A 25,781-nucleotide genomic window follows, 5' to 3' on the forward strand; every position below is an offset into this window, starting at 1 on the left:
ATTTTTTAAACATAAATGTTAGTTAGAATGAAGTGTGCGTTTCTGACTTAAAATGATGATTACAAGTAATATAGTAATTAAGATGATACAACTATAAAAGCTAAATAAAGCCCATTTTGCGTGTGCAGGTAACCATGTCATCACAAACGACCAACTATTATTGCCTAAGACAAAGTACGGTAATAAATAAATCGCAACACTTATTAATACGAATACTACCATGACTAAAATAAAAGCATATAGTGAAACTTTGCTTCTTTGGACCATGTATTTGCCGTGTTTGATGGCAAATAAGCGACGTAAGATAAAGTAGAGACTTATAATAACGCCTATCATGGATATGATAGAGATGATGACGTTCATATTGTGAGCTTGATCTATTTTTGTCTCAATCGTTGTATAGTGTTTGTGGTTCATGACTTGTGCATTCAAATGGTCAGCGAGTTGTGTTACTTTATTAGAATTCATATTTGCTAATACGACGATACCATATGATTTTTTAGGATTGAGCAATATAACTGATGAATAGTTATCAAGTGTACCGGTATGGTATACATAATCTGCGTGTGAATTAGTGAACCATCCAGCAGCATAACCATTGGCATCATCTTCACCTTGTGATTCATTTATTGTTATTTGAGAGGCTTTAACAATATCTTTTGTTTTAGATGATGGTGCTAATTGCATTTTAATCCAATGTTCTAAATCCTTTGTATTAGACATTAAAAAGGCTGAAGGTGTATCGCCAATATTGAATGAAGGTGCACTTTTTTTAATCGTTCCACCTGATTGTTCATAACCAACGGCTTCGTGCTTATTTTTAGAGTTTGTCTTTTTAAATGTTGTGTGTTCCATATGTAGCGGCTCTAAAATATGATCTTTAATATACGTGTTATAAGATTCTTTAGATACGTTCTGAATAATGAGACCTAATACATCGTAATTCATATTGGAATATTCAAATGTGTCTCCAGGTTTATGATTGAGTTCCTTGCCTTTGATACTTTGAACTAAATTTTTGATAGAGTCACCATATACCTCGGTTTGATCCTCACTTGTAATATCTTCGGGTATACCACTTTTCTGACCAAGCAATTGTTTAATCGTGATGTCTTGTTTTTTACCATCGTATTTCATATAAAAGCCTGGAATATATTTAGATACATGATCATTAAGGCTAAGTTTGCCATTTTTAGCTAATTCTAAAATGGCATATCCTGTAAATGCTTTGGTATTTGATGCAATTTCATATCGTGTTGTAGGCTTTGCTTTAATTTTCTTCTCGACATTTGCATAACCGTAACCTTTATTTAAAAAGACTTTGTTATCTTTTATGATTAATATTGAAGCGCCAGGTATATCGCCAGATTTCATGTCTGATTTTACAATTGTATCAATATAATTTTGAGACGATTGAGTGAGTAATGTTTCATTTTTATTATATGCCCAAAAATGTTTCGTAATGATCACAGCAATGAGTATGGCAATCATCATTAAAACAGTGATGATGAATGGTTTCTTTTTCATGATTCTAATCCTTTATTATTTAATGTTGTGTCGTTGTTAATTTTGTGTAATTTATTATAGCAGGTTTTGAAATGTTTTAGCGAGTTAAAGGATTTATTTTATGAATAACAGATGATTAGAAAAATGAATGAATAAAAAGTGTTATAATACTCTAAAGTAGTATATAGTTAGTAAAAAGATATAGTGTTAACCTATACAATTTTCAATGTTGGGAGTATAGTTTATCCATCAACATACAAAGAGGTAGTAGTGTTATGTTTAATCAAATTAAAAGACTTTTAATTGGGCGTCCCAAAAAGAATAGGGACTTGAAAAACGAAAAAATCACTAAATTTAAAGCATTAGCCATTTTATCATCAGATGCATTATCATCAGTAGCTTATGGTCCAGAACAGATATTAATTACATTATCTGTTGTAGGCGCAGTAGCGTCTTGGTATACATTACCTATTGCTGCAGGCGTTCTGATTTTATTAGCTGCATTGATATTATCATATCGCCAAGTGATATATGCTTACCCTAAAGGTGGCGGAGCATATATGGTATCAAAAACGAACTTAGGAGAGAAATGGGGACTTCTTGCTGGTGGTTCGTTATTGGTCGATTATATTTTAACCGTAGCAGTTAGTATATCCTCCGGTGCAGATGCGTTTGTAGCTGCATTTCCAAATTTATATGATTACAAAGTACTCATAGCATGTTTATTAGTATTAGTTATTTTGATATTAAATTTAAGAGGTCTAACTGAATCGGCTACTGTGTTATCTTATCCAGTGTACTTATTCATAATTGGATTGGTTGCATTAATTGTAGTGGGAACGTGGCGTGTTGCAACAGGTGACATTCAACCCCATATGCAATCTTCAGTAGGAACAGCAGTACACGGCGTGACACTCTTTTTACTATTAAAAGCATTTTCTTCAGGGGCTTCTTCTTTAACAGGGGTAGAGGCTATTTCAAATGCGGTGACAAACTTTAAAGACCCAGCACCTAAAAATGCTGTAAAAACGTTAGTCACAATGGGTAGTATTTTAGCATTCCTATTAGTAGGTATCGTAGGATTAGCTTATGTATATGGCATTATGCCACAGACTGAGACTACAGTTCTATCACAATTAGCAACACAAATCTTTGGTGACAATGTGGCATTCTATTTTGTACAAGCTACAACAGTATTGATTTTAGTATTAGCAGCAAATACTGGTTTTACAGCATTTCCAATGTTAGCGGCATCTATGTCTAAAGATAAATACATGCCTAGAATGTTTACAGTTAGAGGGGACAGATTAGGTTATTCTAACTCAATTCTAGTGTTAGGTATTTTTGCGATTATATTAATTATCTTATTTAAAGGTAAAACTGAAAATTTAATTCCATTATATGCAGTAGGTGTGTTCATTCCATTTACATTAGCGCAATTTGGTATGGTATTAAAATGGTTTAGAGAACGACCAAAAGGTTGGCAGGCTAAATTAGCAGTTAATACATTAGGTGGTACGATTACATTTGTAGTATTTATGATATTCTTGATTACTAAATTCAGTCATGTTTGGCCCATTTTATTATTCTTACCATTCTTCGTATCTGTATTTGTAAGAATTAAAATTCATTATCGTAATGTCGCAGAGCAATTACGTTCTGATTTAGATGTCCATGACGTACCAGTAGTAGATCGTAGTTTAGCGATTGTACCGATTATGAGTATTACGACTGTGGTTGATAAATCAATTTATTATGCACAAATGTTAGCGAATAATGACGTGATTGCAGTGCACGTTTCATTTGGTGATGAAGATGAAAAAGCATTCCAAGAAAAATGGAAGCAACACTTTCCTGACGTTAGACTTATTATTTTACATTCAGAATATAGAAGTATCATCAGACCGATATCACGATTTATTGATAAAATACATCGTAAAGCCGAAGATCAAAATTATTTAATCACGGTGGTTGTTCCGGAATTTATTCCTAAGAAACCTTGGCATCATTTATTACACAACCAAACGAGTTTACGATTAAAAATGCATTTAATTTATCAAAAGAACGTGATATTATGTACAATTCCATTTAAACTAAAAAAATAAATTAAAAAGCCGTCGCACTCATCAATTATTTAATAAGTGCGACGGCTTTTAGTTTGAGACATATAGTTAATATTTCTCTGCAAATACTATTTCATTGTAGTTGATATTTTCCCGTAATTGACTTGCCACTTTACGTGATAGTTGATTACGTTTAATTAAAGCATCTAAATATTCACGTTCAGCATAAATAGCTTGGAGGTGAATATTTTGTTGCGCTTCAGTTGTTAATTCTTTAGAAGTTTGGTTTGATTTATCTTTATTTTTATTACCTTTACGTCGATTACGTAAGGCACGAGATAAGGTGTGATATTGATCAACAACTAAACTTACTTCTAACACGTTTGAAGCATTTTGCTCTTTTTGCATACGTAAAATAATATGATGATTAACGATACGTAAAATTTGTTGCACCTTTTTCAAATCATTTTGATAAACTTTTAACATTTCTGTACGGTCAAGTTGTGCTTCTTCATTGTGATGTTGCGAATTATTTTCAGTTTGATTTGATTTGCTTGGTGAGACATGATCTTTATGAGCATGTTCCTTTTTAAATCGATCATACTCTTGTTTACGTAAATTCTTTCTTGCTTTAAAACGAAGATAGAACATTTTAAAGAAGCGTGAAATTTTCTTTACAAAAGAAGCTTCTTTATAGGAATTAGTAAGTTCTTTAACATTTCTATAGTTATTCAACTCTTGTGAATTGATCTTGCCTTTATTGATAAGTCATTCTAATGTGGCAGTTTCTTCTTCCTCAGCAATTTCTGCTAAACGATGTAATTCTTTAGTATTTTGATTATCTGGTTCTGCATTAATTAGGAATGACATTTCTCCATAATATTGTGTTAATACAGGTCTATAATCAATGTCTTTATTCTTTTCAGATAGTTCTTTAAGGCGACTTATAACCGCTTGCATAATGAAAATTTTTGCTGATTGATAGGTCATACCTTCATTTTCTGTTGATTTCTCTGATTCTGTGATGAAAGGTAATACCACTTGCGCCATTATTAAGCTGATAAGTACCATTAATGAAGCGATGAATAATAAATCATTTCGATACTCGAAGGTTTGGTGGTTATTGATAATCGTTGGCAATGTTAAGGCCATGGATAATGAAATTGTTCCGTGTATACCACACATTGTCATAATAAATGAATAACGTATACGGCTTGGTGGTTGTTCTTCAGCGATATCCGTGTCTTCCAAGTAACGTTGTAAGTGATTTGGATAATAGAAATCTTTGTATAGTAAGAACACCCAGATAAAACGAACAACATAAATAGCTAGTGCAATAAGCAAACTAATCAATATTAAGAATTTAATATTATCTGGTTCTACTTTGATGATTTGGATGACAACTTCAGGAACGATGAATCCCAATACCACGAATACGAATCCGTTTAGGGCATAACTCAACGTATTCCAAATTTGCGAGTAGCTCATTTGTAGTTCAGTTTGTGCACGAATGAGTCGATCGCGTTCCCAACCATGTAAAAGACCTGCAACAACAACTGCGATAATGCCTGATGCATGGAACAACTCTGCAATAAAGTAAACAGCAAATGGTGTAAGTAATTGAATGAATGTTAAAGTATTATTGTCTTTCATACCTTTGTTAGCAGTTAAGTAAATACGTAATCTGACAACCACTGAACCTACAATAATTCCAATTAAAATACCAATAATTGTAGACACGATAAATTGCTCTATCGCATTTACAGCTGAAAAGGCACCTGTGACTAAAGCTGTAACAGCAATTTTAAATGAAATAATACCGGCAGCATCATTTAAAAGTGATTCACCTTCAAGTATGGACATTGATCCTTTAGGTAAGACTTTCCCTTTTGTGATAGCTGATACAGCAACTGCGTCTGTTGGGCATAGAATTGCTGCAATAGCAAAGGCAGCTGGCATTGGTAAATTAGGCCAGATCCAATGAATAAAGAAACCTACACCAATAACGGTAGTAAATACTAAAGCCATAGCCATTAGAATAATTGGTTTTTTATATTCAAGTAATTTCGTTCTTGAAACATGCGTACCTTCAACGAATAGTAAAGGTGCAATGACAGCCATCATAAAGACCTCAGAATCGAAATCAAAATGAATGGGGATAGGTAAGGTGAAGATGGCCACACCTAACGCGATTTGTATAAAAGCAGTAGGGATTTTAGGAAATCGATTATGTATAATCGAACTAATCACTACTGCAATTATAAAGATAATAAAAGCTTCTAATAATTCCATAGAAATCTCCTTGTAATAATGATATATATTATTCTACCTTATATTTTCACATTTACAATTTAAACAAATTAGACAAAAAAAGGTATAATCGACAAAATCGATTATACCTTATAATAATATAATTATTATGTGTTTTCTACGTGTTTTTGATCAGATAAGCGTTGCTTATCAGCTAAGTCTTTAGCGTTATTTTTATACTTTTTATAGTAGAAGTATAAGAAGATGAACCAGAATGGTGAAATAAAGATAGCAGCTCTAGTATCATCACTAAAGAATAATAAAATGAATACAAACGCAAAGAATGCTAATACAACGTATGCTGTAGCTTGTCCTCCAATCAATTTAAACTTATTGTCTTTATGTTCTTGTGGATTCTTTTTAACATAAATAATATAAGAAACAATAATCATTGCCCATACAACTAAGAACAATACTGTCGATAGCGTAGTGACATATATAAATAATTGAATGGCATCTGGAAAGATAAAGTTAAGTAGTGCTGCGACCAATAAAGTAAATGATGACACGAACATTGATAAGTAAGGAACACCATTTGAATTGGTTTTACTTAACACTTTTGGTCCTAGACCTTGTTTAGATAAGCCGAATAGAATACGACTGTTTGAATAAATACCACTATTTGTCGCAGAAGCGGCAGCTGTTAATACTACGAAGTTAACAATACCAGCGGCAAATGGAATACCAATCAATGTAAATAATTTCACGAATGGACTGCTATCTGGATCGATACCATTCCATGGAATGACGGACATGATAACGAGTAGTCCACCAATATAGAATAATAAAATACGAATAGGTACGTTATTGATAGCTTTAGGAATCGTTTTCTGAGGATCTTTTGTTTCCCCAGCTGTAACCCCAATTAATTCTATACCTATAAATGAGTACACAGCAATTTGGAATGACATTAAGAACCCAAATGCACCATGTGGGAACATACCGCCATGTTTAACTAGGTTAGTAAATGATGCATGCCCGTAATGTGTTTTGAAAGAAAAGAATATCAATACTAAACCTACAATAATCATAGCGACAATTGTAACTACTTTAATAATTGAGAACCAGAACTCTAATTCTCCAAATAGTCTTGCACCGAGTAAGTTAAACGAAATTAAAATTAATACAATGAATAATACTGTTAGCCAGTGAGGTACTTGTGGATACCAAAAGGCGAAATATTGTCCCATTGCTGTTAAGTCAGACATACTCGAAACAATCCAACAAATCCAATAAGTCCAACCAATCACGAAACCACCGAAAGGTCCGATGTATTCATTGGCTATATCAACAAATGAATTGAATTTCGTATTACTTAATAATAATTCCCCTAAAGCACGCATAAAAGCAAAAAGTATCATTCCGATAATCATATATGTGAATAACAGAGAAGGTCCTGTAAGTGAAATCGTCTGTCCAGAACCTAAGAATAGCCCCGTACCAATTGCACCCCCAATTGCAATTAATTGGATATGTCTGTTATTCAACTCTCTATGTAGTTGTCTTGCCATAATGTTCCTCCTCAGGAAAGCAAAATAAACATTTTTTGTGAAAGCGTTTTCTTTTTATTAATACTATAGAAATAGTTGTAATAAAGCAATTAATTTTCAAAATATAAGTAAATACATTTATTAGGCTTTGTATGATAAATATTACTTATGACTTTTTTGAATAATCACATAATTCTGTTAAATAGGGGTACTTTCAATAGTAATTAATTTTCGAAAACATAACTATTATAAAGATAAAATAATAATTTTTGAAATGATATGGTGATAATGATTATCAATCATAGTTTTTTGAATCAAAAAAGAGATATGTAATAATGATTAACAATGATAAATAATATGTGAAGAAGGAATGTAAAATGAGAATAGGTGCGATTTCAGATTTACATGTTGATCGACACCCCAAATTAACCGTGCAACATTATTTGGATAGTTTAGTTGATGTGGTAATCAAAAGAAATATAGAGTTACTCGTCATTGCAGGTGACATTTCAAATGACTATCGACAAGTGATTCAATTTATCAATGACTTAAAAGAAACGCTAAATATCCCAATATTATTTGTACCTGGGAATCATGATTTATGGTCTGATGGTACAGATAAAAGTTCACAAGACATTTTCGACATTTATACACAACAAGACACGTGTTTGATTAAACAACCGTATATTATTAATGATGATTGGGCAATAGTGGGGCATACAGGATGGTATGATTACTCATTTGCTAATGACCAATTTTCATTCGAGAAATTAGAACGAGGTAAACATTATGGTGCAACTTGGCAAGATAAAGTGAGAATGGATTGTGATATGACGGATAAAGATTTGTCATTACAAGCGGCGCAACAAGTGGAAGCGGATATAGAACAAGTTGGCACACGTAAGATTATTTTAGTAACACATGTTGTTACACATCCTGCTTTCGTAGTGCCAACACCACATCGTATTTTTGATTTCTTTAATGCTTATATCGGAACCAAAGACTTCAATCATATATACCAAACTAACAATATTCAATATAGTATTATGGGGCACGTTCATTTTAGAAAAACTTTGATGGATAAGGGTATACACTATTTATGTCCATGTTTAGGATATCAACGTCAATGGCGTACAGATGATATTTCTCAGGAAATGAATCATGCACTAATGGACTTTATCATTTAAAAATCGCTAACACTCAAAATAATAGTGGGTGTTAGCGAAGTGTTTTTGATATTGATTATTTAGGATCAACGTATAAACACATGCGCCCTGGGGCATTAAAACTGCGTTCCATTTTAGATTTCTTAATTTTAATGATTTGTTTTTGATTAGGGAAGATAGCTGGAACAATAACACCTTTCTTTATATGACTCCATAGTGGGTCTATATAATAATAGTGTTGATCATCATAGCCAATTAGTAATGTGACATGGATATTCGAAACCAGACGAATTTTACGACCATCAAATTTGAAGCTACGACGCATTGGTCGAGCACCTAAACTCGTATGATAAATCACAATAGGTTGTCGTTTATCAATGATCTTTTCTAATTCAGCCAAGCTAGTACCTGTGCCGTCAATGATATGTGAGTTGTATTTTTGTAAAAACGGAACATAGGCTTTTGGGAAAATGGTTTGGTGATAGCCAAATTTAACAAGTAAATGATGACCAACATAACCTTTATATGGATTGTTTGGGTGGGTGGGCCAATTTTTCATAATGTCTGTAGCTTTAACAGGTTGTTCATTATAGTGAAGCATCATAGACGCTGATACGCCTTCACAGCCCATAATCATTGGTATTGGAAATAACTGACTCATCGGTTTAACAGGTAATATAGTTTGGTTCATCGTTAATCTCCTTCGACTTAAATACACTTTAAATAATATTCAATATTATATACCGTGCACCATTTTTTGGATAATGATATGTTTAGAAATAATCATTTTAATGTTATTCAATCCCAAGATAGGTTATAAATAAATGGGAGTAGAAATTTTTAAGGGGAGTCAAAGATGGATTATCAAATTAAAAGTATGAAAGCGACACATATTATTGGCGTGACACGTCAATTTAAAAGTGGCGGTCATGCTCAAAGTAATATTCCTGATTTTTGGGAAGATGTGACGTCTATGGGATTAGATCGTAGACTTGCAGAAAAAAGTGACCTAGCACTTAATGGGTTGCTTGGTCTTTGTTTACCACAACAAGATGGTAAAATGAATTATATGATTGGGGTGTCTTGTGAGACCAATCCAAACGACGGTTTAGAAACGTATCAACTAGAGGATAATGATTATCTTGTGGTCAATGCGAAAGGGAAAGTACCTCAATCCATTAGACAAGCGATGCGTCAAATTCATCAGGAATTGATTCCAACTGAGAATATTCAGTTAAAGCGTGCACCGTTTTTCGAATTGTATCCTGAAGGCGATACGCAAGACGACAATTATATTACTGAAATTTGGTTACCCATAGAACAAAATAAATCATAAAAAAGCGCAAGTGTTAGATGCTTTCAGACTTATAGGTCTGAAAGCATCACACTTGCGTTTTTTATTTTATGAACGATATTTAGTTGGATTAAGTTTGAAATAAATGACTTGTAATATGACTAATAATATTGCCGTTACTGAAATGATTACTAGGTATGGTGAAGCGTCAAATTGACCTTTAAGACCAACTAATGGTGAAATCACACCGCCTAAAATAAATTGGAATAAGCCTAATAAACTTGAAGCATTGCCACTACCACCAGTTCGTTCTTCCATAGCGAGTGCAAAGCCTAACGGTCCGATAGACGTAACCGGGCTTATATTTAAAAAGAAAGCGATGATTAACATCCAAATAGGCCAATGCATTGTTAACGTTAAAATAATCAATACGACCCCAATGATTTGGATTAGTGTTAAATAGATTAATAGCGTGTATCGACTCAACTTTTCAACTAATAGTGCCACAATTTGACTTACTAGAATTAAGCCGATTCCATTGACTGCTAAAATCATACTAAATTGTTGTGGCGATAAGCTATAAATTTTTTGCGTAATAAATGGTGATGCGGCTGAATAACTAAATAACATGACATAAGTTAATCCTTGTAACAACATTGGAATCACAAATGATGGTTTCTTTAACAACTGACCAAAATCTTTAAAAATACGTCCATAGTTTAATATTTTACGTTCGGATTGATCTGTTGATGGCATTTTCATCAATACGCCGATAATGACGATGATTGTGATTATTGTCAGAATGACAAAGATACTTCTCCAAGTAGATATGGTTAGAGCGAATCCACCGAGTAATGGTGCAATGATAGTAATAATCCCATTAACGACCATAAGTGACGTTAAAAACTTAGCCATTTCGTCACCACTAAATTTATCTCCGATAGATGCTTTTGCAATAACAATAGAGCCACCTGCTGTTAAACCTTGAAGCAATCTTAAAAATAGAAAGAAATATAAGTCTGTCGTAAATACCGCAATTAAGGATGCAAGCATATATATAACTAGAATCGTTAAAGCAATTTTTTTTCGACCAAATGCATCTGATAACGGACCAAAGAAAAATTGTCCAAGTGCTAAGCCAATCATTGCAAAAGAAATCGTTAATTGAATTTCAGATGTCGTTGAACTAAAAGCATGTTGCACATTCGGTAACGATGGTGAATACATATCAATCGATAAAGGACCAAAGGTAGTCATTACACCGAAAATGATAATTAATATGAAAGGGAAGTGCTTGGCACTTGTATTTTGCATAATCATTCTCCTTTTAAAGAAGTTATAGAACAAATTATATATGTTTTAACCATATTTGTATGTAGTAATTTAAATTTTTATGTATTTGACATTTATACAGTTTAACTATATAGTTTAACTGTACAGTAGAACTATATAATGAAAGTGAGGTAGATTATTATGAAAAGATACAAACTGCTACCTTTATCAGAAACGATGCATTATATTTTATTATCATTAGTCAAGCCAGCACATGGTTATAAAATTATGCAACAAGTTAACGAAATGAGTAATGGTGATGTAAATATTGCAGCAGGGACTTTGTATGGCGCACTAGAAAATTTACAAAAGAATGGATATATAAACATGATTAGCGAATCAAAGGAACGTAGAAAGGTTTATAAAATAACTCAGCTTGGCAAAGAAATTTTAGAAATTGAAAATGATAGGTTACGTAGAATGGTGAATATTTATGAATCAGGAAGTGATCAAATTGAAAAAAATGACTAAATTCAGAATGTTTTTAAACCCAATTAAAGAAGAAAAATGGATTAACAATATTCTTGATGAAGGCTATAAATTAGTTAGTTTTTCAACTTTTGGATTTTATAAATTTATAGAAACTGATGAAAATTACGTAGTCAGGGTAGATTATCGTTCTTTAAAAAAGCGAGATTTTTATGATTATGTCACTTTACATGAGGAATGTGGATGGGATCATATTTCTGGTAGACCACATGGTGTTAACAATCAGTACTGGGAAAAGAAACGGGATGGTAATGATGAATTATTTTCGGATAATGAATCTAAATTAGCATTTTATCAAAGGATAGTTAATCTAATAACTTCTGTATGTATCATTTATTTAGCTACTTACTTATCTAACATTTTTCAACATCAAAATGCTTTCCAACTATTTTTAACTCCAGGTTTATGGGATATGCCTAAAAATTTAATGTGGAAAGCTATATTATTTGAATTACCATTTGCATTAATGAGATTGTCATTTCATTTAATATTTATTTCACTAATATCGATAGTAATAGTTTTACAATTTAAAATTAATAAACTGAAACAGAACAATATTTAAAATTTAATGGCAAAAACAGGCTTACATGTATTTCTAAATGGAAGTACATGTAAGCCTGTTATGGTTGATGACTATTGTTGTTGATTTTTTGAATTACCGGAACCATTAAGGAGTTCGTCAATTTTAGTTTTAATGCTATCAAATTTTGTATTGATGTCTTGTAGCATGCTATCTACTTTGTTTTGGTTCTCGTTGTTTTGTTGTGCATTATTTGCATTTTTTAATTTATCGATTTGGTCTTGATAAAATTGTGTGAGTTTTGAATCTGCATTAGTTTCTTCTTTTTGTTTTAAGTTATTAATTTGTTGTTGTAATTGATTAATTTGAGTTTGACTATTTTTATTTTGTTTAATTTCGTTTTTAGCTGTATCCACTTGTTTATTAATATCGTCGTTTTGATTTTCGACTTCTTTTTTATAGTTTTGAGAGACGTTAGGGTCGTTATTTACTTTGTTATTGTTGTGATTTAACACTGCTCTCGTTACGAAAATAGCCACGATAATTAATAATATAACGATAATAGCGATTAACCATTTTTTAGATTTACGTGTTTTTTGGTTTTCTTCTTGTAACTCTTGTTCTCTTCTATAATCTCTACCATTGTAATAGCGTTCAGGGTGTTGTTCTGGATCGTTAAATTCATTTTGATCACGATATTGACTTTGATTTCTGTATTCACGTTCTTCACTTTGGCTACGATGATTTTGGTATTGGTCATCATAACGATACGATTCTTTATACTTATCAGTTCTCTTCATTTCATTCACCTCATCATTATTGGGTTAGCTTATTTATGAATCAAAAGACATGTTTAATTTTAATAAACGGGCGATATTGTGTGCAGTTTGACTTAAAAGGGTAGGTCCATTATCCAGTGCGTATTGTAGATCCATAGGTTGATTCATGATACTAAAGACACTATCTATACCGTGATCATAGACTGCTTCGTATCGCTCGCCCAAACTACCACCAATGGCTATAACAGGTAGATTGAATTGCTTAGCAACTTGAGCAACACCAATTGGCGTTTTACCGAAAATCGTTTGGTAATCTAATTTGCCTTCACCTGTAATGACTAAGTCTGCATCTTTAATTCTAGATTTGAAATGTGTTTCTTCTAAAACCACATCAATACCTTTAGATAATTGAACGTCCAAGAATGCTAATAAGGCTGTGCCCATGCCACCAGCTGCGCCTGCACCAGGTATGTCTTTAACATCTTTATCTAGTTGTAATTTTATCTTATCATGATAATGGCTTAGAGCGGTATCCAACTTTGGTATCATCTTTGTTGTGGCGCCTTTTTGTGGACCGTATATCATGGTAGCACCATTATCACCTAACAATGGATTAGTCACATCACAAGCTACTTTCATATCTATGTTTTTTAATTTTGAATTTAACTGTGTTGTATCAATGGTTTGGATATCAAGAAGATGTATTCCGCCTGGTTCAATAGAGTGCCCATTGCTATCTGTAAATTTTACGCCTAATGCTTGTAACATGCCTGCGCCGCCATCATTCGTAGCGCTGCCACCAATACCAAGTATAATTTTTTGAGCACCTTGATCTAAAGCATGATTAATAAGCTGCCCAGTTCCGAAAGAAGTGGTTTTCAATGGATTTCGTTCTTCATTTGATAACAAATCTAAGCCGGATGCAGCGGCCATTTCTATTATTGCTATCTTTTGATGTGGTGAGTAAGCATAATTAGCGTTAATGTCTCGGTAGAGTGGATCTTTTACGGTTGTTGTTATTATTTTAGCGTTTAAAGCATCTATCAAGGCTTCAGTTGTACCTTCGCCACCATCAGCCATGGGAATTAAATCATATTCAATGGTTGATGGTAATATTGTGGAAAATCCTTCTTGTATCGCTTCCGCTGCTTCTTTTGCGGACATACTCTCTTTAAATGAATCTGGTGCGATGACTATTTTCATTGGACGACACTTCCTCATCGATTTGATTATCTTTATTGTAAAAGAGTCAACTTGAAAACAAAAGATAAAACATTATCAGTGATCAATTAATCATGGATGAAAGATACAACATTATATATGGAAAATATAATTTATAATAGTATAATAATATAACGTAATATTTATATAGGTAAGGTGAACAACTTAGACATGAACAACAAGATCAACTTTAAATTGAATGAATTATACGTATGGTGTACTTTCATTTTTCTTTTTTATTTATTAATTAGTATTCTAACACCTTTGTCAGGAGATGATTTCAAATGGGCAATTGCACATAATTTAACGGTGTATAAAGGACTGATTGAATACACGAATGGGAGATACTTAGATAACTTATTAGAATTAATAGCTATGAAAATCAGTGTTTTAAGATATCTTCTCTATGCCGTTATATCAATGAGTATGGTCTATTTATTAGTTATCATGACTGGCAAATATCAACGTAGAACGTATATTATCATTGCGTTTATAGTCATTTTAATGATGCCAAGAATCATTTATAGAGATACGTATGGTAACTTCGCAGGTTTCTTTAGTTATGTACCTAGTACAGTGTTATCGATATTGATATTATTTGTAGTTGTAGTATCTATATATAAATGGGAAGAACTCAATACTACGTGGATAAGTTTGTTTTTAATATCCACTTTAATAGGGCAATTGTTTGTTGAAAATTTAACACTTTATAATATGTTGATTTTGATTGTTGGGAATGTCATCTTTGTCATTCGAAATCGACATATCAATTATTATTTAATCATGGGCTTTATGTTAAGTTTAATAGGCGGTATGCTCATGTTTATTAACCCGATATATATCAGTATTTACAGAGGTGGCAACGAATATTTACGGTTCTCAGATAATCAAGGTTTGAAACATAAGATATTACATACTATATTTAAGGAATTACCGGAATATATTTTCATTAATCAATATTTAATATTAACCGTGATTGCGTTTATAACAATATATTTATTATTTAAAAATACCTTTTTCAATCATTGGATATTACGTTGGAAAGTAGTTTTGGTAGTCAGTATCGCTATTTTGCCTTTCTATAAATTCTTTATATATGATTTTCTTCAATTTTATAAATTAAAAGGGTCACTCAGTGTCGCTTTATTAAATTTAATGATTTGTGGATGGTTCTACATTGCGTTATTTATTGCAACTTATATCATTTTTAAAGCACAGTTTATGAGAATGTTAGGTTACTATACACTTGGATCTATATTATTAGTCACTGTGCCATTACTTGTAGTGTCTCCGATAACGGCAGGTAACTTCTATACTATTTATATATTATGGGCCTTGTATTTACTACTATTAATGACTCAGAGCGGAATTAATATGAAATCGTTACATATTGGGATAAGAGCACTAGCATTAGGATTATCTATGATATTTATTGTGACTTTTAGTATGATATATTTTACACATATACAACGGTTAAATTCTATTGAACATCAATTAGATACACAACATATTAAACATGTGGTCGTACTTGAGAAGTTGCCGTTTGAAAATATGCTTAAAAAAGCAACGCCTCGCAATGATATACAACACAATTTATTTAAAATATATTATGATATACCACAGAATGTTAAATTGAAAATTGTACCGTATGGATCGAACATGGCAAAACTTGAAGGAGATTAAGTATGAAATTGACTCAAACGCACTTTGAGATAATAAAATTTATTATTGTAGGCGGGGTGAATACATTTAATTATTATGTAGTGTATTTACTCTTACTAAAACTTTTAAATGTAAATTATTTAGTTAGTCATGTTACTGGCTTTTTAGTAAGCTTTATCATTTCTTACTATTTAAATTGTTACTTTGTATATAAAGTTAAACCTACACTACGTAAATTTATTAGCTTCCCTTTGACACAAGTCGTTAATATGGGAATGCAGACTGTATTGTTATATGTATTTGTACAGTGGTTCAATATACCATCAGAAATTGCACCATTCGCTGGCTTGATCATTACGATACCTATTACATTCATATTATCAAAATGGATTTTAAAAGATTGACGTTTGAGTAATCATCATTATTTCAATCATGCATAACATTATAATCTCGCAAATGAGTAGTGAATATCATTTGTGAGATTTTTTATGTGATCAAATATAAATTGATGGGTTTTTAATTTGAAATTGAGTTGAAAAAGTACTTTTTTTCTTAGCGATTAGCAGGTTGATTTTTAGGCAAATCTAAAAAAATAATTAGCTTAATTATATAAAAAATATAGAAATTAAAAAACGTTGTAAAAACATTTTTTATGATTCATACTATGATTACTAAAGGAAATCAAGGTGGTCTATTGTCATGTCTCAAAATGAAAATTTGAAAATTGCACAACGTGGGGCATATCTAAGTTTAGTTGTTTATATTATTCTTTCAATAGCTAAATACGTGACAGGATTTATATATAATTCTGCAGCAGTCAGAGCGGACGCATTGAATAATATGACAGATATAGTGGTCTCTATTGCTGTTATTGTTGGACTGAAAATTTCTATTAAACCAGCAGATAAAAATCATCCATATGGTCATTTAAAGTCTGAAAATATCTCAACATTATTAGTATCATTTATTATTATGTTTGTGGGGATACAAGTTGTCATTGAAAATGCACCTCGATTATTAACCCATGATAAACATGTACCAAGTCCGATTACAATTCTAGTTAGTATTGTCAGTGGTCTCATCATGCTTGGCGTTTATGTCATTAATCATAAATTAGCAAAGAAAACAAATAGTAGTTCGTTAAAATCTGCTGCTAAAGATAATTTATCAGATAGCTTAGTCAGTATTGGTACTGCAGTAGGTTTGGTATTTACACAAATCGGATTTCCTATTATTGATATTGTTTTAGCAACAATATTAGGTTTATTAATTATATATACTGGCTTTGGAATATTTAAAGAATCTATCTTTACATTAAGTGATGGTTTTAATGAAAAGGATTTAGAAGAATATCGTAATGATATTTTAGAAGTGGATGACGTGCTAGACGTTCGAAGTATTAAAGGACGTTATCATGGTAGTAGTATCTTTTTAGATGTGACTATTGTAGTTGAACCTAATTTATCTATTAATGAAGCACATTTAATTTGTGATAAAGTTGAATCACATCTTCATGAGAAAGGTATATCATCAGTATATGTACATCCTGAACCAAAAATAGATGAAGCTACTGAAAATGAAATACATCAATCACACCAATAAAATAATATAGTAAAAGCGTCGAATAGTATCAATTAAGATTCTATTCGACGCTTTTTTAATATATACAGCTTACCAATAACCGTTAGCTTCTCTGAATGAAATAGCTTTATCGATTGAGCCGTAACGTTCTTTAGCATAATTAATCATACCTTTAGTTTGGTTTTCAACGGAACCATAGCCCCAAGATTGGTTCGTTTGACCTAAACCATGATATTGTCCGTTTGATGCATTAGGATTACCACCTGATTCTGGTATAACAATACTGTCCCACAATGCTTTAGTACCGCCTGCATCTATGAACTCTTGATAAACACTACTTGTAGATTCATTACTTTCTGAATAACTTTGTTGTGACGATTGGTTGTTTTCAGCTGCATGAGCTTGATGTGCTTCCATACCTGTAGCACCTATAGAAATTGTAGCGATAATTGCTAAAATAGATTTTTTCATTATAGTTAACTCCTTTAGTTAGTGAATAATATTCGACTTAAATTGATATCCCCCAAGGATATGAGTCTGAATGTATCATTTGAATTTATGATGTTCTAAAGATGTAATGCATACTATAACACCTCAATTGTTTGCATAGGTTACATGAAAATAAAAAAATGATGACATACATGTTAGTGAGAATACATTCATTGCAATAGAAATAAAAATATGTCAAAAAATGACAACATAATAGCAACTGTAAATGATTGAAATTTTATATGGTAGTTCTATAATGAAGATATAAAATTTAATAAATCGATTTATTAAACGAGTTTTTTTAATTGAATATACATATCAGCTATCCTTCAAGATAGTTTGTTATATAAATAGGAAGGTGTTAAATGATGCCAAAATTAATTCTATGTCGTCATGGTCAAAGTGAATGGAATGCGAAAAATTTATTTACAGGATGGGCAGATGTTAACTTATCTGAGCAAGGTATTGAAGAAGCAACTGCAGCAGGTAAGAAAGTATTAGAGAATCAGTTAGAAATAGATGTTGCCTTTACTTCATTATTAACACGCGCATTGGAAACAACGCAGTATATCTTAGCACAATCAAAACAACAATGGATTCCAGTATATAAAAGCTGGCGCTTAAATGAACGTCACTATGGTGCGTTGCAAGGATTAAATAAAGATGATGCAAGACAACAATTTGGTGAAGAACAAGTTCATCAATGGCGACGTTCTTACGATATTCAACCGCCTGCAGAAAGTGAAGAACAACGTAATGAATATTTGAAAAATAGAAGATACCGTCATTTAGATCATAGAATGATGCCGTATTCTGAAAGTTTGAAAGATACGTTAGAACGTGTGGTACCGATTTGGACAGATCAAATTTCTCAACATTTATTAGATGATAAAACTGTATTAGTTTCAGCACATGGTAATTCAATCCGAGCACTAATCAAGTATTTAGAAAATGTATCAGATGAAGACATTATCGGTTATGAAATTAAAACAGGAGCACCATTAGTATACGAATTAACAGATGATTTAGAAGTGAAAGACAAATACTATTTATAGTCAAAAATAAAAGGTCACGTGTTGATGCTTGCATCAATAGGTGACCTTTTTTGTGGAGTAATATTAATGTGAATTAATGATGTCTAGCAATATGATGTTTTGCATCAAATGAAAGTATCATCTTTCTTGTAAATGTATATATTGAAATAGGGAAGGATTACTTTGCTCTTTTATGTTGTTTGATAATTTTCAAAGCACGTTTTCTTGTTTTAATATTGGGACTGTTCAAATTACGTCGTGCGGTTTGTAAATCTGTTTTCATAATATGACCTCCTTTATCTTTTTATATTATGGCGGAAAGTTTCAAAAATGTAAATAGTAATTATTACGATTTGTACAAATAGAACCTTTTGAACTAAAAAAATGCATATTACATTCAACAACTGTATAATGTTGTGATAAAAGAAAAGGAAAGTAAGGAGGAGTATTAGTGTCTCTTAAAGCAAAATTAGTAATGATGATTACGATGTTACTAGGCGGGTTCTTTGGTTTGCTTAATGAAACCTTATTAGCGACAGCACTACCTAGTATTATGAAAGATTTCAACATTGAATATTCACAAGTACAATGGCTGACAACAGCTTTTTTATTAACTAATGGGGTAGTGATTCCATTATCAGCATTATTTATCCAACGATATACGACAAGACAAGTTTTCTTAGTTGGTATTTTTATATTTTTCTTAGGAACTATGTTAGGTGGATTTAGTCCTAACTTTACTATTTTATTAATAGCAAGAATTATTCAAGCATTAGGTTCAGGTATCATGATGCCCCTCATGATGACAACCATCTTGAATATATTTGAACCACATGAACGTGGTAAATATATGGGAATGTTTGGTTTAGTTATTGGACTTGCGCCAGCTATTGGACCAACATTATCAGGGTATTTAGTTGAGTATTTAAATTGGAGATCACTATTCCATGTGGTTGCTCCTATTGCTGCCATCACATTTATCATTGCCCTATTTACAGTGAAAAATGTGGGCGAAACAATCAAAGTACCTATTGATATCATTTCAATCATTTTATCTGTCTTAGGATTTGGTGGTTTGTTATATGGAACAAGTTCAATTTCTCACGATGGTTGGAATGATCCTATCGTTCTAACTACTATTATTGGTGGTGTGATACTTGTTGCCTTATTTATCTGGAGACAATCTAAACTTGAAACGCCATTATTAAACTTTGGTGTGTTTAAAAACACTCAATTTGCCATTGGTATTTTAATTATGGCAGTTACCATGGTTTCCATGATTGGTTCTGAAACAGTGTTACCTATGTTCGTACAAAATTTATTAAATCGTACGCCTTTAGACTCCGGATTAATTCTACTACCTGGTGCCATTGTGATGGCGATTATGTCATTCACATCAGGGGGACTTTATGAAAAATTCGGTGCAAAACCTTTAGCACTCATCGGTATGATGATTGTAATCATTACTACTGGTTATTTTGTCATTATGGATGAAAATACAAGTTCAGTGATGTTAGCAACAGTTTATGGCATACGTATGATAGGAATCGCATTAGGTTTAATGCCTGTGATGACGCATACAATGAACCAATTAACATATGAAATGAACGCGCATGGTTCATCCATGACTAATACAGTACAACAAATTGCGGGATCAATTGGTACAGCAATTTTAATTACTATTTTAACGCAAGCAAGTAAACACTATTCACCTAATATGAGTGATTATGATGGCATGAAACGTAGCGAGATGTTAGGACAGATTAAAATAGATACGTTATTACATGGTTATCACGCTGGTTTCTTATTTGCCGTTTTAATTACAGTAGTGAGCTTTTTATGTTCATTTATGTTAAAGAAAAATACAAAATCGACAGACGAACAATAGCTAATCAGAGTTGTGATGACAGTCAAAAGCCAGTAACTAGTTATTGACTTACTACCCATTAAGGATTAAAATGTTTTTATTCCGATTAGAATAATAAGATTAGGGGAGAATAGTTTAATGAAAAGACTTTTATTTTGTGTCATTGCATTAGTATTTGTATTAGCAGCATGTGGTAACAATTCAAACAAAGATAGTAAATCAAGTAGTAAAGATGACAATACAATTCGAGTGGGTACTGAAGGTACATACGCACCTTTCACTTTCCACAATAAGCAAGATAAGTTAACTGGTTACGATATTGATGTTATTAAAGCAGTAGCGAAAGAAGAAGGACTTAAATTGAAATTTAACGAAACATCTTGGGACTCAATGTTTGCAGGTCTAGATGCAGGTCGTTTTGATGTCATTGCCAACCAAGTAGGTATTAATAAAGATAGAGAGAAAAAATACAAATTCTCTAATCCTTATACTTATTCAAGTGCGGTATTAGTCGTTCGTGAAAATGAAAAAAATATTAAATCATTCAATGATGTTAAAGGTAAAAAGTTAGCACAAACATTTACTTCTAACTATGGTCAATTAGCTAAAGATAAAGGCGCTAAAATCACAAAAGTTGATGGATTTAACCAATCAATGGACTTATTATTATCTAATCGTGTAGATGCTACATTTAACGATAGCCTCTCTTATTTAGATTATAAAAAGCAAAAGCCTAACGCTAAAATCAAAGCAATTAAAGGTGACGCTGAGAAAAATAAATCAGCATTCGCTTTCTCTAAAAAAGTTGATGATAAAACAGTACAAAAATTCAATGATGGATTGAAGAAAATTGACGAGAATGGCGAACTTAAAAAAATAGGTAAGAAATGGTTTGGTCAAGATGTTTCTAAACCTGAATAGTGAACAACTTCATGCTTTAGACGCTGCAAAGCAAGCATTTGGACCTATGTTAGAAGGATTAGTGAAATATTCTATCCCAATCACACTTGTAACATTTGTATTAGGCTTAATCATTGCCTTATTTACAGCCTTAATGCGTATTTCTACAAGTAAAATATTAAAAGGTATTGCACGAGTATACGTATCAATCATTCGTGGAACGCCTATGATTGTTCAATTATTTATTATTTTTTACGGTATTCCAGAATTAGGAAGACTCTTAACAAACGATGCTGATAATCAATGGACATTGGCACCAGTTATCGCAGCTATTATAGGGCTATCACTTAATGTGGGTGCGTACGCATCTGAAATTATTCGTGGTGGTATTATTTCTATACCAAAAGGACAGACAGAAGCGGCTTATTCAATCGGAATGAATTATCGCCAAACTGTACAACGTATTATTCTGCCACAAGCCATTCGCGTATCAATACCAGCATTAGGTAATACATTCTTAGGACTTATTAAAGATACATCTTTATTAGGATTTATCTTAGTAGCTGAAATGTTCCGTAAAGCACAGGAAGTTGCTTCAACTTCTTATGAATATTTAACGATTTATCTTTTAGTTGCATTAATGTATTGGGTAGTTTGTTTCATCATTTCAGTTATTCAAAGCTTTTATGAATCATACATTGAAAGAGGGTATCGCTCATGATCGAATTATCGAATATTCATAAATCATTTAATCAAACAGAAGTGATTAAAGGTATCGATTTAAAAGTCGATAAGGGCGAAGTTGTAACTTTAGTTGGACGTTCTGGTTCAGGTAAAACAACACTCTTACGTATGATGAACGCTTTAGAGATTCCAACAGAAGGTACAGTTTATGTTAATGGTAAAACGTATACAGCTAAGGACAAGAAATCACAGATTGAAGTACGTAAACAGTCTGGGATGGTGTTCCAAAGTTATAATCTATTCCCACACAAGACTGCGCTTGAGAATGTCATGGAAGGTTTAGTTACTGTTAAGAAGCAAAGTAAGTCTGAAGCTAAAACAAAAGCACTAGAGCTACTAGAAAAGGTTGGCTTAACACATGTGAAAGATCAACGTCCACATGCATTGTCTGGTGGTCAACAACAACGTGTAGCAATTGCTAGAGCTTTAGCTATGAATCCTAAAGTCATGCTATTTGATGAACCAACATCTGCACTTGATCCTGAACTTGTTAATGACGTATTGAAAGTGATTAAAGATTTAGCACAAGAAGGTATGACGATGGTCATCGTTACACATGAAATGCGATTTGCTAAAGAAGTATCTAACCAAATTGTATTTATTCATGAAGGTAAAATAGGTGAACAGGGCACACCCGACGATATATTTAATCGTCCACAAACAGATGAACTTAAGCGTTTCTTAAATGTCATTCAATAGTATTTATAAGATAAAGAAATCCCAGTGAATTCAGTTTCACTGGGATTTTTAGTATACTTATTTTTTTCTGTTTTCAATTAATTCTTTTACATGGTAAAACAATGGTTTAATCGGTTTAACAAAGTCACCGATATATTCGTATACATTAGCATTAAAGCCTTCTTTAAAGCGTTGAACGCCATAATCTTCAGCGTTTTCACTAAAGTCGCCAGTAATACCATAGAAATTATAACGATCAATATGATGTGCTTTGGCAAATTTAATCATTTCCCATTGCAAACGGTAAGCGCCCATATAAGGGTTATATCTTGGGTTAGAACCACTAGATAAGTAATATACTTCATGGTCGTTATAAATATATATTGCAGCGGCTAAGTTCAATACTTGACCTTCTTTATCAATTTCATCTTTAGTTTGGTTTATCTTACGTTCATTGCTATCGTATTGTTGTTTAATTTGTGTATGCTTCGTTTTATTTTTCTTAGAATTTGGATTCTCTTCTAAAGCTGTTTCTACGTCATGAAGTTGTTTTGATAAATCCTTGTGTTTGTCTTCTAGAGTAGTGAGATATTCTTGTAAATCGATATAGGCTAATTTAAGCATAGCGTTGTCGCCATATGTCTTTTGTAATTCTTCGAAGTATGGTTCATCACGGAATTTGAAACCGTGTTTTTCTTCCGCCATTCTAAATAAATCAAAGAATGTACCTGTTTCTTCTATAGATAATGTGCGTACTTTTACACCCATTTCATAAGTTTTTTTAATATTACGACGTGTTTGATAGTCCATTTCTTTCATTAATTGATCTTCTGATTTACCTTTTAAATCTAAGACTGAAAGCCAACGAATTTGGCTCATCATATCATATCCGACTGTATAACCTTGGTGTTTATAGCCTAAATCTTCCATAGTTTTGATAACAGCGCGGTTATCGTATGATTTTAAAATTTCACCATCAGCATTTCTTAAATTTTCAAGAATATAAGGATCAACAAGTACATATAAACAATTATGTTTCTTCAAGTATGAAGTTAAAGATTTAAAGAAGAAATGTACTAGTGATAAGTTATTATAGTCCATGACTGGACCACGGTGTGTATAAAAATATTTAAAGAATTTTAATGTACGTGCTTCAGTTAACAGACAAGCAGCAATGACCTCGTCTTTATCGTTTTTAACACCGACAAGATGAACGTCTCCACGCATTTCACGTCGATTGTCATAATGAATGCTTGATTGTGTGTAATGTGAAAAATGTTCTGTAGTAAATTTACCGAATTCTTCGGATGTTAAGTTTACAAATTTCAATATATATCTTCCCCTCTAGAAATAAAAACTAATTAATGAATCGTCAATAATTATATTATCAAAATACTACTATCATTACACATCATATCATAAAAAATAGCGTCATACTTTTGTATGATGTGATAAAATCATAGATTCTATTTATTTTTAAAATTAATTTAAAATTGTGTTTTTTGTATGAATTGATACTGTGATACTCTGGATTCTATGATAAAATCTAGAGTGAAAGATGACATGATTTAAAATAAGATTTCATCTCAAATGAGTCATATTATCGGGAGTGAACATATTGAAGAAATTCGTAGTGATGATCAGTGTATTAACACTAGTACTAGTCGGATGTAGTAGTGGAAAATATACAGATAAAATTGATAAAGCGGTTAAGTTACAAGAAAAGAAACAAACTAAAATAGCAAAAAGAGATGCTGGCGACGAAGTGAAGCACTTTGATAAAAAGGATGCTAATATCTATGTTTATGATAAAGGAAAATACGTTATCCTAGCGTATAAACCTTTAAGTGATGATGAAGAAGTCCATTATTACACTTATGAGTTTAAGGGGAAAAAGGCTAAATATAAAGAAAACTTTAACTCAAAAGGTTATTATCAAGAACATGATCCAGATTACAAAGAAGAAAATATGCGCTAGCCTGCTATAAGTGATAAGGAGCAACAATGAAAAAATTAATCAGTATAATATGTTTGTGTTTCATCATCGTGTTAGTGAGCGGTTGTGGTAAAGAAGATGTGAAATCGCCTCAAGCTACTAAAGACGGTAAACCACTCATTGTTATTTATGGTGATTTTAAATGTCCATATTGTAAAAAGGTTGAAAAGAATGTGATGCCTAAACTTAAAGAGAAATATTTAAACAACCATAAAGCGGAAATTAAATACGTTAATATGGCATTTTTAGGTAAAGATTCAATTATAGGGTCAAGAGCAGGACATGCAGTTCAAAATATTGCACCTCGTTCTTATTTACAATTTCAAAAATTAATGTTTGAGCATCAACAAGATGAAAAGAAAGCGTGGATTACTGAAAAAGTAGTTGACCAACAGATTGATCATTTGAATATTTCTGCAGATCAAAAAGAAAAAATAAAGTCAGAATATAAAACTAAAAATAGTGCCGCATGGAAAGCTGCAAATAAAGATAAGAAAGATACAAAAGCACATCATATTAAGACAGCGCCAACTGTGTTTATCAATGGCAAAAAAGTGGAAGATCCATATCACTTTAAAGAATATGATAAATTACTTCAATCAAAATAAATCATTTATATAATGAGGTCGGGATTTATGCCTGCATTTTGGACGACGATGA

Annotated in this window: 24 protein-coding genes and 1 pseudogene; 15 read left to right on the forward strand and 10 right to left on the reverse strand. The window is 32.0% G+C overall.

Going from position 1 to position 25,781, the window contains the following annotated elements; all coding sequences use genetic code 11:
- Positions 1 to 18 precede the first annotated feature (18 nt).
- On the reverse strand, positions 19 to 1,527 hold the full coding sequence (locus EL082_RS02085) for a serine hydrolase domain-containing protein (protein ID WP_103286177.1): 1,509 nt from the start codon (positions 1,525 to 1,527) through the stop codon (positions 19 to 21).
- 254 nt (positions 1,528 to 1,781) lie between these two features.
- Between EL082_RS02085 and EL082_RS02090 the strand changes: the two genes are divergently transcribed.
- A complete protein-coding gene (locus EL082_RS02090; RefSeq protein ID WP_002466462.1) occupies positions 1,782 to 3,611 on the forward strand; it encodes an APC family permease in 1,830 nt (609 codons plus the stop codon).
- A gap of 66 nt (positions 3,612 to 3,677) precedes the next feature.
- Here the strand turns inward: EL082_RS02090 and EL082_RS02095 are convergent.
- Positions 3,678 to 5,861, reverse strand: a pseudogene (locus EL082_RS02095) (cation:proton antiporter).
- Positions 5,862 to 5,986: 125 nt separating this feature from the next.
- Complete coding sequence (locus tag EL082_RS02100) at positions 5,987 to 7,390, reverse strand: amino acid permease (protein WP_103286176.1); 1,404 nt, start codon at positions 7,388 to 7,390, stop codon at positions 5,987 to 5,989.
- 356 nt (positions 7,391 to 7,746) lie between these two features.
- Between EL082_RS02100 and EL082_RS02105 the strand changes: the two genes are divergently transcribed.
- Positions 7,747 to 8,556 (forward strand): metallophosphoesterase, encoded by an 810-nt coding sequence (locus EL082_RS02105; RefSeq protein WP_002466720.1) that lies wholly within the window; start codon positions 7,747 to 7,749, stop codon positions 8,554 to 8,556.
- Between the two features lie 55 nt (positions 8,557 to 8,611).
- Here the strand turns inward: EL082_RS02105 and EL082_RS02110 are convergent, their stop codons facing one another.
- Complete coding sequence (locus tag EL082_RS02110; protein WP_015364716.1) at positions 8,612 to 9,226, reverse strand: C39 family peptidase; 615 nt, start codon at positions 9,224 to 9,226, stop codon at positions 8,612 to 8,614.
- A 165-nt stretch (positions 9,227 to 9,391) separates the two neighbouring features.
- On the opposite strand from EL082_RS02110, the gene EL082_RS02115 reads away from it, so the two are divergent.
- A complete protein-coding gene (locus EL082_RS02115; protein WP_002466724.1) occupies positions 9,392 to 9,871 on the forward strand; it encodes a GyrI-like domain-containing protein in 480 nt (159 codons plus the stop codon).
- A gap of 66 nt (positions 9,872 to 9,937) precedes the next feature.
- On the opposite strand, the gene EL082_RS02120 is transcribed toward EL082_RS02115, so the two are convergent.
- Positions 9,938 to 11,143: a putative multidrug effflux MFS transporter TcaB gene (locus tag EL082_RS02120; RefSeq protein ID WP_002466722.1), complete on the reverse strand. Its 1,206-nt coding sequence runs from the start codon at positions 11,141 to 11,143 to the stop codon at positions 9,938 to 9,940.
- A gap of 159 nt (positions 11,144 to 11,302) precedes the next feature.
- Here EL082_RS02120 and EL082_RS02125 point away from each other — a divergent pair, with 159 nt between their 5' ends.
- Entirely contained in the window at positions 11,303 to 11,632 is a 330-nt protein-coding gene (locus EL082_RS02125) for a PadR family transcriptional regulator (protein ID WP_002466723.1), read from the forward strand.
- A complete protein-coding gene (locus EL082_RS02130) occupies positions 11,625 to 12,212 on the forward strand; it encodes a DUF2812 domain-containing protein (RefSeq protein ID WP_223266646.1) in 588 nt (195 codons plus the stop codon). Before EL082_RS02125 ends, EL082_RS02130 begins: the two co-directional genes overlap by 8 nt.
- Positions 12,213 to 12,283: 71 nt before the next feature.
- Here the strand turns inward: EL082_RS02130 and EL082_RS02135 are convergent, their stop codons facing one another.
- Positions 12,284 to 12,970 carry a hypothetical protein gene (locus tag EL082_RS02135; protein ID WP_002466727.1) on the reverse strand — a complete coding sequence of 229 codons (687 nt, stop codon included), beginning with the start codon at positions 12,968 to 12,970 and terminating at the stop codon, positions 12,284 to 12,286.
- 33 nt (positions 12,971 to 13,003) lie between these two features.
- Positions 13,004 to 14,152: a glycerate kinase gene (locus EL082_RS02140; RefSeq protein ID WP_019236069.1), complete on the reverse strand. Its 1,149-nt coding sequence runs from the start codon at positions 14,150 to 14,152 to the stop codon at positions 13,004 to 13,006.
- A 189-nt stretch (positions 14,153 to 14,341) separates the two neighbouring features.
- Between EL082_RS02140 and EL082_RS02145 the strand changes: the two genes are divergently transcribed.
- The 3 genes from EL082_RS02145 to EL082_RS02155 all read left to right on the forward strand — a co-directional run bounded on the left by EL082_RS02145 (position 14,342) and on the right by EL082_RS02155 (position 17,434).
- Complete coding sequence (locus tag EL082_RS02145; protein WP_050969285.1) at positions 14,342 to 15,853, forward strand: hypothetical protein; 1,512 nt, start codon at positions 14,342 to 14,344, stop codon at positions 15,851 to 15,853.
- Positions 15,854 to 15,855: 2 nt separating this feature from the next.
- Positions 15,856 to 16,236 (forward strand): GtrA family protein, encoded by a 381-nt coding sequence (locus EL082_RS02150; protein ID WP_002466655.1) that lies wholly within the window; start codon positions 15,856 to 15,858, stop codon positions 16,234 to 16,236.
- Between the two features lie 295 nt (positions 16,237 to 16,531).
- Positions 16,532 to 17,434 carry a cation diffusion facilitator family transporter gene (locus tag EL082_RS02155; RefSeq protein WP_002466660.1) on the forward strand — a complete coding sequence of 301 codons (903 nt, stop codon included), beginning with the start codon at positions 16,532 to 16,534 and terminating at the stop codon, positions 17,432 to 17,434.
- A 69-nt stretch (positions 17,435 to 17,503) separates the two neighbouring features.
- On the opposite strand, the gene EL082_RS02160 is transcribed toward EL082_RS02155, so the two are convergent.
- Positions 17,504 to 17,884, reverse strand: a complete 381-nt coding sequence (locus EL082_RS02160) for an aggregation-promoting factor C-terminal-like domain-containing protein (protein WP_002466656.1) — start codon at positions 17,882 to 17,884, stop codon at positions 17,504 to 17,506.
- Positions 17,885 to 18,270: 386 nt separating this feature from the next.
- Here EL082_RS02160 and EL082_RS02165 point away from each other — a divergent pair, with 386 nt between their 5' ends.
- Positions 18,271 to 18,957, forward strand: coding sequence for a 2,3-diphosphoglycerate-dependent phosphoglycerate mutase (locus EL082_RS02165; protein ID WP_002466650.1), 687 nt, complete (start codon positions 18,271 to 18,273; stop codon positions 18,955 to 18,957).
- 157 nt (positions 18,958 to 19,114) lie between these two features.
- Here the strand turns inward: EL082_RS02165 and EL082_RS02170 are convergent, their stop codons facing one another.
- Positions 19,115 to 19,219: a putative metal homeostasis protein gene (locus EL082_RS02170; RefSeq protein WP_015364720.1), complete on the reverse strand. Its 105-nt coding sequence runs from the start codon at positions 19,217 to 19,219 to the stop codon at positions 19,115 to 19,117.
- Positions 19,220 to 19,387: 168 nt separating this feature from the next.
- On the opposite strand from EL082_RS02170, the gene EL082_RS02175 reads away from it, so the two are divergent.
- The 4 genes from EL082_RS02175 (at position 19,388) to EL082_RS02190 (ending at position 23,146) form a co-directional block, all read left to right on the forward strand.
- The gene (locus tag EL082_RS02175) at positions 19,388 to 20,824 is read left to right on the forward strand and encodes an MDR family MFS transporter (RefSeq protein ID WP_002466654.1); all 1,437 of its coding nucleotides are present in this window, start codon (positions 19,388 to 19,390) and stop codon (positions 20,822 to 20,824) included.
- Positions 20,825 to 20,941: 117 nt separating this feature from the next.
- A complete protein-coding gene (locus tag EL082_RS02180; protein WP_002466652.1) occupies positions 20,942 to 21,724 on the forward strand; it encodes a transporter substrate-binding domain-containing protein in 783 nt (260 codons plus the stop codon).
- Positions 21,705 to 22,424 (forward strand): amino acid ABC transporter permease, encoded by a 720-nt coding sequence (locus EL082_RS02185; RefSeq protein WP_002466658.1) that lies wholly within the window; start codon positions 21,705 to 21,707, stop codon positions 22,422 to 22,424. Before EL082_RS02180 ends, EL082_RS02185 begins: the two co-directional genes overlap by 20 nt.
- Positions 22,421 to 23,146, forward strand: coding sequence for an amino acid ABC transporter ATP-binding protein (locus EL082_RS02190; protein ID WP_002466659.1), 726 nt, complete (start codon positions 22,421 to 22,423; stop codon positions 23,144 to 23,146). Before EL082_RS02185 ends, EL082_RS02190 begins: the two co-directional genes overlap by 4 nt.
- 57 nt (positions 23,147 to 23,203) lie before the next feature.
- Here EL082_RS02190 and EL082_RS02195 read toward each other — a convergent pair whose 3' ends face one another.
- Positions 23,204 to 24,454 carry an aminoacyltransferase gene (locus EL082_RS02195; protein ID WP_015364722.1) on the reverse strand — a complete coding sequence of 417 codons (1,251 nt, stop codon included), beginning with the start codon at positions 24,452 to 24,454 and terminating at the stop codon, positions 23,204 to 23,206.
- A gap of 289 nt (positions 24,455 to 24,743) precedes the next feature.
- Between EL082_RS02195 and EL082_RS02200 the strand changes: the two genes are divergently transcribed.
- Entirely contained in the window at positions 24,744 to 25,103 is a 360-nt protein-coding gene (locus tag EL082_RS02200; protein ID WP_002465456.1) for a DUF4467 domain-containing protein, read from the forward strand.
- 26 nt (positions 25,104 to 25,129) lie between these two features.
- Positions 25,130 to 25,729: a thioredoxin domain-containing protein gene (locus EL082_RS02205; protein WP_002465464.1), complete on the forward strand. Its 600-nt coding sequence runs from the start codon at positions 25,130 to 25,132 to the stop codon at positions 25,727 to 25,729.
- The last annotated feature ends 52 nt before the right edge of the window (positions 25,730 to 25,781 follow it).

Origin of the sequence: Staphylococcus warneri, assembly GCF_900636385.1 — a bacterium.
GTDB lineage: Bacteria > Bacillota > Bacilli > Staphylococcales > Staphylococcaceae > Staphylococcus > Staphylococcus warneri.